Genomic DNA, 13,500 nt, shown 5'->3' with positions numbered 1-13,500 from the left:
CATCCGAGGGACTCAGGAACCGACCTTGCGCTTGTTGTAGACGTCGAAGCCGACCGCGGCCAAGAGCACGAACCCCTTGATGACCTGCTGGTAGTCCGTGCCGATGCCCACCAGGGACATGCCGTTGTTGAGCACGCCGAGCACCAGGCCGCCGATGACGGCGCCGAACACCGTGCCCACGCCTCCGCTCATCGACGCGCCGCCGATGAACGAGGCCGCGATGGCCTCCAGCTCGAAGTTGACGCCCGCGTTGGGCGTGCCCGCGTTGAGGCGGGCCGCGAAGACGACGCCGGCCAGCGCCGCCAGGACACCCATGGTGACGAAGACCCAGAACGTGACCCGCTTGTCCTTGACGCCGGACAGCTTCGCCGCGGCCTGGTTGCCGCCGAGCGCGTACACATGGCGCCCCACGACCGCGTTGCGCATCACGAAACCGAGCCCGATGAGCAGCGCCGCGAGCAGGAGCAGCACCACCGGGACACCGCGGTAGCTGGCCAGCGTCATCGTGAAGGCGGCGACGGCGGCCACCATCGCCACGCACTTGGTGATGAACAGGCCCCGGGGCAGCACATCGAGTTCGTACGCCCGCTGGCGCCGCCGGGACCGCACCTCCTGGACGAGGACGACCCCGATCAGGGTGAGACCCAACAGCAGCGTCAGATTGTGGTAGTTGGTGTCCGGGCCGACCGCCGGCAGATAGCCCGTGGAGATCTTCTGGAAGCCGTCGGGGAACGGACCGAGCGAGCGCGAGCCGAGCAGGATCTGGGTGCCGCCGCGGAACAACAGCATTCCGGCCAGCGTGACGATGAACGACGGTATCCCGACGTACGCGATCCAGAATCCCTGCCAGGCGCCCGCGACCGCCCCGATGGCCAGCGCCACGACCAGCGCGAGCACCCAGGGCACCTGGTGCTCGACCATCATCACCGCGCACGCGGCCGACACGAACGCCGCCAGCGAGCCCACGGACAGGTCGATGTGGCCCGCGATGATGACGATCATCATGCCGATGGCGAGCACCAGGATGTAACTGTTCTGGAGCACCAGATTGGTGACGTTGTTCGGCTTGAGCAGCACCCCGCCGGTCCAGATCTGGAACAGCACGACGATCAGGCCGAGCGCGACGAGCATCCCGTACTGGCGCATGTTGCGGCGGGCCGCGTAAAGGAGCAGCGCGGCAGGCGCCGGACGCGGGGAAACGGGCGCCGACGGGGCGCTCCTGGGGGTGTCGGTGGTGACCGGACCCATGGCGACTACCTCTTGTCCGTGGTCATGTTGTTCGTGGTCATGTGGCGCATCAGCACTTCCTGCGTCGCCTCGGCCCGCGGCACCTCACCGGTGAGCCGGCCGGCCGCCATCGTGTAGATGCGGTCGCACATGCCGAGCAGTTCGGGGAGTTCCGAGGAAATGAAGACGACGGCCTTGCCCTGGGCCGCGAGCTGGTCGATGACGGTGTAGATCTCGTACTTGGCGCCCACGTCGATGCCGCGGGTCGGCTCGTCGAGGATCAGCACATCGGGACCAGCGAAGATCCACTTGCTGAGCACGACCTTCTGCTGGTTGCCGCCGGACAGCCGCCCGACCTGCTCGAAGACGGTGGGAGCCTTGATGTTCATGGACGTGCGGTACGACTCGGCGACCCGCCGCTCCTCGTGCTCGTCGACGACCCCGCGCCGCGACACCCGGCCGAGCGCGGACGTGGTGATGTTGCGGGCGATGGTGTCGATGAGGTTGAGGCCGTACTGCTTGCGGTCCTCGGTGACGTACGCGATGCCGTGGCCCACCGCCTCCGGCACGGTCCGCGTCCGGATCTCGCGGCCGTCCTTCCACACCGAGCCGCTGATGTTGCGCCCGTAGGAGCGGCCGAACAGGCTCATCGCGAGCTCGGTGCGGCCGGCGCCCATCAGGCCCGCGATGCCGACGATCTCGCCCCGTCGCACCCGCAGGGAGACGTTGTCGACCACCTTGCGCTGTTGGTCGATGGGGTGGTGCACGGTCCAGCCGCGTACCTCCAGGGCGGGGTGTGCGCCCGGATCGCCGTCGTACGGGGTGCGGTCGGGGAAGCGGTGGTCGAGGTCGCGGCCGACCATGGCCCGGATGATCCGGTCCTCGGTCGTGGCCGGGTCCCGCACGTCGAGGGTCTCGATGGTGCGGCCGTCACGGATGACGGTGACGGAGTCGGCGACCGCCGCGATCTCGTTCAGCTTGTGCGAGATGACGATCGACGTGATGTCCTGCTGCTTCAACTCCCTTATGAGGGACAGGAGATGGGCGCTGTCGTCGTCGTTCAGCGCGGCTGTCGGCTCGTCGAGGATGAGGAGCTTCACCTCCTTGGAGAGGGCCTTGGCGATCTCCACCAGCTGCTGCTTGCCGACACCGATGTCCGCGACCCGGGTCTGCGGGTGCTCGCTCAGACCCACCCTCTTCAGGAGCCGGGACGCGTGCTTCAGGGTCTCGTGCCAGCTTATGATCCCGCGGGTGGCGTGCTCGTTGCCGAGGAAGATGTTCTCGGCGATCGACAGATAGGGCACGAGCGCGAGTTCCTGGTGGATGATGACGATCCCGCGCGCCTCGCTGGCCCGGATGTCCTTGAAGGCGCAGGGCTCGCCCTGGAAGAGGATGTCGCCCTCGTAACTCCCGTACGGATGAACCCCGCTGAGCACCTTCATCAGGGTCGACTTGCCCGCGCCGTTCTCCCCGCAGACCGCGTGCACCTCGCCCGGCGCGACGGTCAGCGACACGTCGGACAGCGCACGGACGCCGGGGAACGTCTTGACGATGGAACGCATCTCAAGGACGGCGGGACCCTCGTGTGCGGGTGCGCTCACTTCAGGTCACTCGCCTTGATGTAGCCCGAATCCACAAGCACGGACTGGTAGTTCGACTTGTCGACGCTGACCGGGTTGAGCAGGAACGACGGCACGACCCTCTTCTCGTTGTCGTACGTCTTGGTGTCGTTGACCTCGGGCGTCTTGCCGTTCAGCACGGCGTCGGCCATCTGCACGGCCTGCTTGGCGAGCGCCCGGGTGTCCTTGTAGACGGTCTGCGTCTGGTGGCCCGCGATGATCGACTTCACCGAGGCGACTTCGGCGTCCTGCCCGGTCACCACGGGATACGGCTTGGCGGCGGTCCCGTAGCCGCCGGAGCGCAGCGCGGACAGGATGCCGATGGAGATCCCGTCGTAGGGCGAGAGCACGGCGTCGACGCGGGACGAGGAGTACGCCTTGGTCAGCAGGTCGTCCATGCGCTTCTGCGCGGTCGCGCCGTCCCAGCGCAGGGTGGTCACCTGGTTGAGGTTCGTCTGCCCGCTCCGCACCACGAGCTGCTTCTTGTCGAGGTAGGGCTTGAGGGTCTTGAGGGCGCCCTGGAAGAAGTAGCGCGTGTTGTTGTCGTCCGGCGACCCGGCGAACAGCTCGATGTTGAACGGGCCCTTCTCGCTGCCGTCCTTGAGCCCCAACTTGTCGATGATGTACGTCCCTTGGAGCACACCGACCTTCTCGTTGTCGAAGGAGGCGTAGTAGTCGACGTTCGGCGTGCCGAGGATGAGCCGGTCATAGGAGATGACCTTGATGTGCTGGTCGGCGGCCTGCTTGAGGACGTCGCTCAGGGCGCGGCCGTCGATCGCGGCGATCACCAGGACGTCCACCCCCTTGGTGATCATGTTCTCGATCTGGGCGACCTGCTGGTCGACGTTGTCCTCGCCGTACTGGAGCTCGGTCTTGTAGCCGAGGTCCTGGAACTGCTTGACCATGTTGTTGCCGTCGTTGATCCACCGCTCGGACGACTTGGTCGGCATCGCGATGCCGATGGTGGAGCCCTTGCCGCCCTTCTTGGTGTCCTTGCTGCCGCCCTCACTGCTCTGGCCGCAGGCGGCGAGCGCGAGGGCGAGGGAGCCGGCGACGAGGGCGAGTGCTGTTCTGCGGATGCGGCGCACGGTCATCAGTCCTTCAGGGAGAAGCGGTTGAGGGGGCCGGGGAGGCGGGAGCCGAGCGGGGACATGCCGCCGTCGGCGCCGTGCCGGGCGAGCAGGTCGAGCACGAGCCGGCCGCGCCGCACGCGCTCGCACGCCGTGTCCAGGGCGGCATCCCGCAGATGCGCGCCGTACGGATAGATGCCGGGCGCCCTGGACAGGCCGAACTTCAGGTACAGCGGGGCGGCCCGGCGGATCAGCTCGGCCGCCTCGTACATCCGCACATAGCCGCCGAGGTCGTCCGGCGCCTCGATGTACAGGTCGAGCGGCACGCCCGACACCCGCCGGATCTCGGTGAAGTGAGAGGCTGTCAGATCCGATGGCACGTTCACGGAGTCCGCGCCGAGCCGCTCGTACACCGAGACGGATGCCGGGTTGACCGGGCCGATCAGTGCCGAGACCTTGAGGGTGGTGTCCGCGGGCAGCAGGCCCAGCTCGCGCAGCCGGTGCAGGGTCCACAGCACGCCTTCGTCGGCCACGAGCAGGCACCGGACGCCCAACTCCGTTGCCCGCAGGGCGTCTTCGACGCATCCGGCGAGCGCGTCGTGCCCCCGGGCGCGCAGCCCGGCGCCGCCCGATGAGGTACGGGTGGAGCCGCCGGTGTCCCAGACGCCGCGCGGTCCGGTGAAGAGGCAGAGCTCGATGCCGCGCTCCGCGCAGGCCCCGGCCATCTCGGTGATCTCGGCGTCGGAGAGCATCCACACGCCGCTGCCCTGGCTGACCCGGTGCACCGGCACGTCGAGCCGCGAGGACTCCTTGAGGACGATCGCGAGCGCCTCGGGGCCCTCGACCGAGGGGATCTCGGTGCGCCAGGAGCCGCCGTCGGGGAAGACGTGCGGGGAGGAGTCGGCGGGGTTGTCGGCGGGTGCGGCCAGGCCGAGCGCGGTGAGGGCCCGCTCGCCGGGGCGGCGGGGTCCCGGGGGTGTGGGGAAGGGGGCTGAAGTGTCGGTCACAGGCAGGATTCCTTGTGTGGGCTGGCCTTCGTGGTGTTCGGTATCTCGAACATGGTTCGGGTCATTGGGTGTGGGGCGAAGGGGCGAAGGGGGTGAGGTAGGGGGCCCTGCGGGGCCCTGTATGTGGGAGGGGCGTGTGATCGGTGGCTATGTGGCCGGACCCACGTGGCCGGGGGTTATGTGGCGCGAAGCAATGTGGTGCTGACCCATGTGGCGTGGACCCACGTGGCGGGACGCCATAGGGCAGGAAGCCGCGTCCTAGGGGCGCAGCAGGACCTTTCCGGTCTTCGGGTCGCCGCCGCCCACCAGCGCCAGCGCATCGGCGTACCGGTCGAGCGGGAACTCGTGGGTGATCAGTGCCGCCGGGTCGAGCTGCCCGGTGACGTACGCGCGCACCGCGAAGGACCACGCCGCCGACGAGGCGCCGAAGACGCTGCGCACGGTGAGCTGGCTCAGTGAGAGGTGCACGGGGTCGATCCCGGTGGCGCCCGGCGCGAACATTCCGGTGAGGACGACCCGGCCGCCGCGCCGGGCGAGCAGGGTCGCGTCGGCGGCGGTGGACAGTGCGCCCGCCGTCTCGACCACGAGATCGAAGTGGCCGCGCACATCGTGGGACACCTCCGGCGTGCGGGCCTCGGTCGCCCCCATGTGGCAGGCCAGCTCGGCCCGTTCGAGGCGGGGGTCGATCACGGCCAGCTCGCCGGGGGAGTAGCTGGACAGGAGCTGCACGGCGAGCAGGCCCAGGGTGCCCGCGCCCAGCACCGCGATCCGCTCGCCCGGCTCGGGAGCGCCGGCCCGCACGGCGGCGGCGACCACGGCGGCCGGTTCCAGGAGGGCGGCGGCGCACAGGTCCGCGTCGTCGGGCAGCGGGTGCAAAAGGCGGGCGGGGACCACCACATGGTCGGCGAAGCCGCCGGGGTGGGTGAACCCCGTCTCCGAGTACCTCGCTGTGCACAGCGAGGTCTCGCCGTGCCGGCATCGCTCGCAGGTGCCGCAGGTGCGGAAGCCTTCGGCGACCGTTCTGCGCCCGAGGAGTTCAGGGTCCGCGCCCGGCCCCGCCGCCTCCACGGTCCCGGCCCACTCGTGGCCGGGCGTGAGCGGGTAGCGCACATAGCCCGGGGCGCGGTGGCCGTCGTACACCTCGCGGTCGCTCATGCAGATCCCCGCGGCGGCGACCCGCACCACGACCTCGCCCGGGCCGGGCTCGGGGCGCTCCCCGGTGACGAGGCGGTGGCGCCCCGGCGCGTCGACGACGATCGCGCGGCTGCTCATCCGCGTCCCCCCGAGGGGTCGCGCTTCTCCCAGCCCTCGGCCCACAGGTCGAACCGGGCCTGCTGCTGGGGGAACTCGGCCGCGGCGTCCACATTGAGCTCGACGCCGAGACCCGGCGCATCCGGCAGATCGAAGTAGCCGTCGACCACCTGCGGGGCGCCCTTGACCACCTTCTTGATCTCGGCGTCCGCGAAGTCGTTGAAGTGCTCCAATATCTTGAAGTTCGGTGTGCATCCCGCCACTTGGAGTGAGGCCGCGGTGAGCACCGAGCCGCCCACGTTGTGCGGCGCGACGAGTGTGTAGTGCGTCTCGGCGGTCGCGGCGAGCTTCCTGGTCTCCAGGATGCCGCCGATGTGGCCGACATCAGGCTGGATGATGTCGGCGGCCTGCGACTCGAAGAGCTCGCGGAACTCGATCCGGTCGTGGATGCGCTCGCCGGTCGCGACCGGGATGTCGACCTTGCCCGCGACCTTCGCCAGGGCCTTGAGGTTCTCCGGCGGCACCGGCTCCTCCAGCCACGCCGGGCCGAACGGCGCGAGCTCATGGGCCAGGCGGATCGCGGTGGCCGGCGAGAACCGGCCGTGCATCTCCAGCATCAGCTCGGTGTCCGGACCGATCGCGTCCCGCACCGCCTCGATCAACGAGACGGCGTACAGGGACTGTTGGCGGTCCAGCTCGAAGTGGCCGGTGCCGAACGGGTCGATCTTCAGCGCCCGGTAGCCGCGCTCGACGACCGCCTGCGCCGCCTTGTGGTACGCCTCCGGGGTGCGCTCGGTGGTGTACCAGCCATTCGCGTACGCCTTGACCCGGTCGGTCACCCGGCCGCCGAGCAGCTGCCACACCGGGACGCCGAGTGCCTTGCCCTTGATGTCCCAACAGGCCATCTCCACCACGGCGATGCCCGACATCACGATCTCGCCGGCCCGCCCGTAGTCGCCGTACTTCATCCGCCGCACGAGGTCCTCGATCGCGAACGGGTCCGATCCCGCGATGTGGTTGGCCTCGGCCTCGCGGAGATAGCCGATCAGCGCGTCGGTGCGGCCGAGCATCCGGGTCTCACCGACGCCGGTGAGGCCCTCGTCGGTGTGGACCTGGACGTAGCTGAGGTTTCGCCAGGGGGTCCCGACGACATGGGTGCTGATTCCCGTGATTCGCAAGGCAGTTGCTCCCAGGGGCTGCTGTCCGTGACGTTCGATATTTCGTCATGCGTTCGAAATTCTGGCGTGACGGTAATGACGTGCGGCCGAGAGTGTCAATGGGTCGGACGTGAACCGTTCCGGGCCGTTCCTGGGGTGTTGACGTGGGGGCAGGGAAGGCGGAATGCTCCCGGGCGTCGAAATGCAGAACGTCGTCCGAAATCTCGAACCCCCGGCGAGAGTTGAGGAGCACCCGCATGACACAACCCACCCCCGCCCCGGCCTCCGGACCCAGTCGCAGAGCGGTCGTGTCCGCGCTCGGCGCGCTACCGCTGTCCGGTGCGATCGGCCCCGCCCTCGCGGCCTCCCCCGCGCGGGCCGCCGAGTCGGCGCTGCCCGCTCCCGTCGCCCACTGGGCCTTCGACGAGGGCGCGGGCACGACCGCCGCCGACAGCTCCGGACACGGCCGCACGCTCACCCTCGGCGACGGCGCGAAGTGGGGCGCCGCGAAGTCCGGCGCGGCCGCCCTCGACGTCTCGGCAGGCGGCAACGCATCGGCGTCCGGCCCCGTGGTGGACACGTCGAAGAGCTTCAGCGTCGCCGTGTGGGTGCGGCTCACCGGCACCGCCGGGTACCAGACATTCGTCTCGGTCGACGGGCTCTCGGTGAGCGGGTTCTATCTGCAACTCCGTGATGACACAGGGGCGTTCGCGTTCACCCGGCTGCCGTCCGACTCGACCTCGGCCAACGGCGGGGCGGGCGTCGCCGGCGCGGCCTCCGCGCCCGTGACCGGCGTCTGGTACCACCTGCTCGGCGTCGATGACACGGCGGCCGGAGTCATACGGCTCTACGTCAACGGCGTCCTCGAAGGCGAGGTGCCCTACGCGGCAGGCTGGCGTGCGACCGGGGCGACCGTGGTCGGCCGGGGCCTGTTCGGTGGGGCCCGGGTCGACCAGGCCCGCGCTCTCATCGACGACGTCCAGGTCTTCGACACCGCTCTCACCGCGACCGATGCCGCCGCACTCGCGGGCGTACCCGTCGACTCCACCCAGCCCCTCCTGACCGTCGACACCACCCGCCCCGGCCCGCAGGTCGGCACCGGACTCGGCGGGATCTTCTTCGAGGACATCAACCACAGCGGCGAGGGCGGCCTGTACGCCGAGCTCGTCAACAACCGCAGCTTCATGGCCGCCGCCACCCCGCTCCACTGGAGCGCCACCGGCAACGCGACCCTGGCCATCGACACCGCCCAACCGCTCAACTCCGCCCTCACCCAGTCCCTGCGCGTGACCGCGAAGGCGGCGGGCGACGGCGTTGCCAACGAGGGCTACTGGGGCATCCCGGTCCGCCCGTCCACCACGTACCGCGCCTCCCTCTATGCCAAGTCGGCCGATTCCACGGGGAAGCTGACCGTCGCCATCGTCGGCACGGACGGCAAGGTCCACGCCACCGGCGTCACCGGTCCCCTCGCCGGATCCTGGCGCAAGTACGAGCTCACCCTGCGCACCGCTGCCGGCGCCCCCACCACCGCGAACGCCCGCCTCGTCGTCACCACCTCCGCGCCCGGCACGCAGTGGCTGAGCCAGGTCTCGCTCTTCCCGCCCACCTACAAGGGCCGCAGGAACGGGCTGCGCGTCGACCTGATGGAGAAACTCGCCGCTCTGGAACCGAAGTTCCTGCGCTTCCCCGGCGGCAACTACCTCGAAGGCAACGTCATCGCCGACCGCTTCGACTGGAAGAAGACGATCGGCCCCGTCGAGCAGCGCCCGGGCCACCACAACTCGGCCTGGGGCTACTGGTCCACCGACGGCCTCGGCCTGCCCGAATACCTCCAGATGACCGAGGACCTGGGCTGCATGCCCCTGTTGTGCGTGTACGCGGGATACTCGCTCCAGGGCGCCCACGTCACCGGAGACGCCCTCAAGCCCTTCGTGCAGGACGCCGTCGACCAGATCGAGTACATCACCGGCCCCGCCACCTCCACCTGGGGCGCCCGCCGCGCCGCCGACGGCCACCCCAGGCCGTTCCCTCTGGAGTATGTCGAGATCGGCAACGAGGACTGGTTCGACAGGTCCGGCTCCTACGAGGAGCGTTACGCGGCGTTCCACGACGCGATCAGGGCCCGCTTCCCCGCGCTGAAGCTCATCGCCACGACTCCGGTGGCATCCCGCCCGTACGACCTGATCGACGAGCACTACTACCAGTCGCCGTCCGCCTTCCAGGCCGGATCCCACAAGTACGACCGGCGCGACCGGAACAGCCCCAAGGTGTTCGTAGGGGAGTGGGCTTCGCAGGAGGGCCGGCCCACCCCCGACCTCAACGCCGCGCTCGGCGACGCCTCCTGGCTCACCGGGATCATCCGCAACTCCGACCAGGTCCTGATGGAGTCGTACGCCCCGCTCCTCAGTCACGTACGCGACAACACCTGGGCCACCAACCTCATCGCCTACGACGTGCTGACCAGCTACAACTCGCCGAGCTACTACGCCCAGCAGCTCCTGCTCACCCGGCGCGGCACCGTCGTCCTGCCCACCGCGGTGCGCGCCCTGCCCGGGCTCAACGTCGTCACCACCCACGACCCGGGCGCCCGCCGCATCTACCTCGCCGTGATCAACACGGGCGGCACCGCCCGCAAGACCACCGTCACCCTGCAAGGGGTCGCCCGCACCGACGCCTCGGCCGCCGTCACCGTGCTCGCGGGGGCGCATCCCCAGGCGACCAACACGCTCGCCGACCCGCTCGCGGTCGTCCCGCGCAGCCGCACCGTCAACGGAATGGCACCCACCTTCACCGCGACTTTCGCGCCGTACTCGGTCACGGTACTGGAGGTCCACACCACCGGACTGGAGGCCCAAGTGGGCTGATTCTGAAGCGGTTTGACGGGAGCCTGTACCCATATGGCGGGAATAGCGGTGTTGCCCCTGCGCCGTACGGTGCGCGAGCGTGCTGTGTCATGGACCGTGACAACACCGCCACCCCCCTCTCCCTCTCCCGCCGCCAACTCCTCGCCGCCGCGGGCGCCGCCGGGGCCGTCACCGCCGTCGGCGCCGTGCCCGCCCCCGCCCTGGCCGCGCCGCGGACCGGACTCTCCCTCTCCTTCACGGCCTCTACCAACGGCGCGGCGAGCCTCTCGCCCGCGGGGGACCATCTGATCACGGAGGTTCAGGACGTCCTGTGGTCGCTGCCCCGCGCAGGCGGCAAGGCCGAGCCGCTCACCCCGGCCGGACTCGAACCCACCCGGCCCGTCCACGCTCCCGACGGCGAGCTCGTCGCGTTCTGCGCCTACAAGGGCGGCGGCTACCACATCTGGACCATGCGGCCCGACGGCACCGATGTGCGCCAGCGCACCGACGGACCGTGGGACGACCGCGGTCCCGCATGGTCGCCCGACGGCACACGCATCGTCTTCGCCTCCGAACGAGGTGGCGACCCGGTGGCCGGAAGCCCGTACCGCATCCATCAACTCGACCTGCGCACGGGCCGGTTGACCAGACTCACCGGGCTTTCCGGGCAGGACGGCCCGCTCCAGGACGGCCCATGGGAGGACTTCGACCCCACCTGGTCGCCCGACGGCAGGCGCATCCTGTTCGTCCGCGCCAAAGCCGTCACCGCGCCGTTCGGGCTCGGCGTCGAGGCCAGGACCGTCGCCGCCGTCCCCGCACAGAGCATCGGTGCTTCGGTCACCGTCGAGCACACCGAGACGGAGAACGCCCAGGTCATGGCCCCGGCCCTCGCGCCCGACGGCCGCCGCCTCGCCTACCTGCGCACCACCGCGGCGCCCAACGCCTCCTGCACACTCGTCGTCGACGGCAAGCCCGTCCCGGTGGCCGGGGACATCGCCCCCGTGCCCCCGCGCTGGACCGCCGACGGCGAACTGCTGCTCACCCTGGACGGCCGGTTCACCCTCCTGCGCCCGGAGAACCCGGCGGAGCCCGAGGCCATTCCGTTCGCGGGCGAGCTGCCCGTCGACCGGCCGCGCTACCAGGTCAAGTCGTACGACCTCGGCGAGGACCGGGTGCGCCCGGTGCGCGGCATCCACCTGCCCGCGCTGTCCCCCGACGGCAAGCGCATCGCCTTCGCGGCCCTCAACTCGCTCTGGATCACGGACACGTCGGGCTCCCGGCCGCCGGAGCGGCTGCGCCAGTCGCCCACGACCCGCTACCTCCTCGGACCGGTCTGGGCGCGCGACGGCCGCTCGCTCCTGTACGCCGACGACCGCGACGGGCTGCTCGGCGTCTACCGGCGGGATCTCGCCACGGGTGAGGAGAGCGCGCTCGCGACGGGCGGCCGGGTGCACCCGGCGCTCTCGCCCGACGGCAAACGCCTCGCCGCCATCGACATGTCCGGGCGGCTCGTCGTACGTGACCTGGCGAGCGGTGCCGAACGCGTCCTGGTGACCCCGCTCGGCGCGGGCGGGCTGCCCGGCCGGCCCACCTGGTCGCCCGACGGACGCTATGTCGCGCTGTGCGACCGCAACCGGCTCAACCTGCGCTTCCGCGAGGGCTACAACGTCATCCGGGTCGTCGACACCACCACCGGCGCGGACAAGCTGCACGCGGTGGCCCCGCACGTCTCCATCGCCGACCGCTACGACTCGGGGCCCGTCTGGTCGCCCGACGGCCGCTGGATGGCGGTCGTCGTCGAATCCGCGCTGTGCCTGCTGCCCGTGGCTCCCGACGGCACCCCGCAGGGCCCGCCGCGCACCCTCACCGCCGAACCCGCCGACCACCCCTCCTGGTCGGGCGACTCCAAGACGCTGCTCTACCTGTCCGGCGCACGGCTGCGGATCGTCGGCGTCGACGGCGGCGCCGCCCGCACCGTGCGGGTCGCCCTCGACCAGCGCAGGCCCGCACCCGCCGACACCGTGGTGCACGCCGGACGGCTCTGGGACGGCACGGGCGACTCCGTGCGGGACGACGTCGACATCGTCGTACGCGCCGGACGCATCGCCTCCGTCGAACCCCACCGCAAGCGCGGCGCCCAGCGGACCGTCGACGCATCCGACCGCACGGTCCTGCCCGGCCTCTGGGACACCCACACCCACCCGTGGCAGAGCACCTACGGCGGCCGCCAGACCGTCGGCCAGCTCACGTACGGGATCACCACCGCCGTGTCGCTCGGCGGGTTCGCCTACGAACAGGCCCGCATCCGCGAGGCCGTGGCCACCGGACAGCTCGCCGGGCCGCGCCTGCTGGCCACCGGCGAACTGCTCGACGGATCCCGGGTCGCCTACAGCATGGGCCGCGTCCACCGCACCGAGGCCGGGCTCCGGCGCTCCCTGGAACGCGGCGCCGCACTCGACTGGGACTTCGTCAAAACCTATGTGAGGGCGCCCAGTTGGATCATGCAGGAAGCCGCCCGGTTCGCCCACGAGAGGCTCGGCGTGCGCTCGGGCAGCCATCTCGTCTCGCCGGGAGTGGAAGTCGGCCAGGATCTGACGACCCATCTACTGGCCACGCAGCGGGCCGAGTTCGGGCACGCCACCTCCGCCACGGGCAAGGCCTACGAGGACGTCATCGAGATCTACACGGCCCGCGGGATCAACTTCGCGCTCATCGTGACGCCGTTCACCTCCGCGCCGCTGCTCGGCTCGGACCCCGCTCTCGCCGACGACTCGCGGGTCACCACCGTGATGCCGCCCTGGGACTCGGCGGCCGTGAAGCAGTCGGCGGGCACGTCACCGAGCCCGGCCCAACTGGCCACCCTGCGCAAGGAGACCGACGTCTACCGCCGGGTGCTCGAAGGGGGCGGACTCGTGGCCCTTGGCACGGACCAGCCCCTCGTCCCCGTCGGGCTCTCCCTCCATCTGAGCCTGCGAGCCCTGCACTTGGGCGGCCTTTCACCGGCCGCGACGTTGCGCACCGCGACCGTTCTGCCGGCCCGGCTTTTCGGGCTCGACAAGGACCTCGGCACGGTCGAGCGCGGAAAGCTCGCCGACCTCACGCTGGTCGACGGCGACCCGTTCACGGACTTCGGCTCGCTGGTCCGCACCACCGGAGTGCTCAAGGCGGGCGTGCCGTACACGACCACCGATCTGGTCTCCGCGTTCGAGCCGCACGAGCGGCATGCGGCGGCGAAGGCCGAGGACTGGCTGGACGTGGGCCGACTGATGCGCCGCGACGGCTGCTGCGACGCGGGGTTCTAGCGGGCGGGGCCGGGCCACCCCTGT

8 protein-coding genes are annotated in these 13,500 nt (G+C 70.6%); 2 read left to right on the top strand and 6 right to left on the bottom strand.

All coding sequences use genetic code 11. The features are described 5' to 3' along the window. Positions 1-12: 12 nt before the first annotated feature. From mmsB to ABD346_RS04045, 6 genes are all read right to left on the bottom strand, one after another. Positions 13-1,248 (bottom strand): multiple monosaccharide ABC transporter permease, encoded by a 1,236-nt coding sequence (mmsB, locus tag ABD346_RS04070; protein ID WP_344371571.1) that lies wholly within the window; start codon positions 1,246-1,248, stop codon positions 13-15. A gap of 5 nt (positions 1,249-1,253) precedes the next feature. Continuing rightward, positions 1,254-2,828, bottom strand: a complete 1,575-nt coding sequence (gene mmsA, locus ABD346_RS04065) for a multiple monosaccharide ABC transporter ATP-binding protein (protein ID WP_417801270.1) — start codon at positions 2,826-2,828, stop codon at positions 1,254-1,256. After that, complete coding sequence (chvE, locus tag ABD346_RS04060; protein WP_344371569.1) at positions 2,825-3,940, bottom strand: multiple monosaccharide ABC transporter substrate-binding protein; 1,116 nt, start codon at positions 3,938-3,940, stop codon at positions 2,825-2,827. Before chvE ends, mmsA begins: the two co-directional genes overlap by 4 nt. Next, complete coding sequence (locus ABD346_RS04055; protein WP_344371567.1) at positions 3,940-4,923, bottom strand: hypothetical protein; 984 nt, start codon at positions 4,921-4,923, stop codon at positions 3,940-3,942. The genes chvE and ABD346_RS04055 overlap by 1 nt, the downstream gene beginning before the upstream one ends. A 258-nt stretch (positions 4,924-5,181) precedes the next feature. Further along, positions 5,182-6,195 carry a zinc-dependent alcohol dehydrogenase gene (locus tag ABD346_RS04050; RefSeq protein ID WP_344371566.1) on the bottom strand — a complete coding sequence of 338 codons (1,014 nt, stop codon included), beginning with the start codon at positions 6,193-6,195 and terminating at the stop codon, positions 5,182-5,184. Further along, positions 6,192-7,352 carry a mandelate racemase/muconate lactonizing enzyme family protein gene (locus tag ABD346_RS04045; RefSeq protein WP_344371564.1) on the bottom strand — a complete coding sequence of 387 codons (1,161 nt, stop codon included), beginning with the start codon at positions 7,350-7,352 and terminating at the stop codon, positions 6,192-6,194. The genes ABD346_RS04050 and ABD346_RS04045 overlap by 4 nt, the downstream gene beginning before the upstream one ends. 236 nt (positions 7,353-7,588) lie before the next feature. Here ABD346_RS04045 and ABD346_RS04040 point away from each other — a divergent pair, with 236 nt between their 5' ends. Further along, the gene (locus tag ABD346_RS04040) at positions 7,589-10,195 is read left to right on the top strand and encodes an alpha-L-arabinofuranosidase C-terminal domain-containing protein (protein ID WP_344371562.1); all 2,607 of its coding nucleotides are present in this window, start codon (positions 7,589-7,591) and stop codon (positions 10,193-10,195) included. Between the two features lie 89 nt (positions 10,196-10,284). Then, positions 10,285-13,476, top strand: a complete 3,192-nt coding sequence (locus ABD346_RS04035) for an amidohydrolase family protein (protein WP_344371560.1) — start codon at positions 10,285-10,287, stop codon at positions 13,474-13,476. Positions 13,477-13,500: the final 24 nt, after the last annotated feature.

The sequence above is a fragment of the Streptomyces mauvecolor genome, assembly GCF_039532965.1.
GTDB classification, from domain to species: domain Bacteria; phylum Actinomycetota; class Actinomycetes; order Streptomycetales; family Streptomycetaceae; genus Streptomyces; species Streptomyces violascens.
The sequence above is the reverse complement of the archived record's forward strand: the minus strand, read 5'-3'. Positions and strand labels throughout refer to the sequence as shown.

Bases quoted from the DNA above. Each gene is read 5' to 3' on its own strand.
- mmsB (WP_344371571.1), bottom strand. From the start codon at position 1,248: ATGGGTCCGGTCACCACCGACACCCCCAGGAGCGCCCCGTCGGCGCCC.
- chvE (WP_344371569.1), bottom strand. From the start codon at position 3,940: ATGACCGTGCGCCGCATCCGCAGAACAGCACTCGCCCTCGTCGCCGGC.
- ABD346_RS04050 (WP_344371566.1), bottom strand. From the start codon at position 6,195: ATGAGCAGCCGCGCGATCGTCGTCGACGCGCCGGGGCGCCACCGCCTC.
- ABD346_RS04040 (WP_344371562.1), top strand. From the start codon at position 7,589: ATGACACAACCCACCCCCGCCCCGGCCTCCGGACCCAGTCGCAGAGCG.
- ABD346_RS04035 (WP_344371560.1), top strand. From the start codon at position 10,285: ATGGACCGTGACAACACCGCCACCCCCCTCTCCCTCTCCCGCCGCCAA.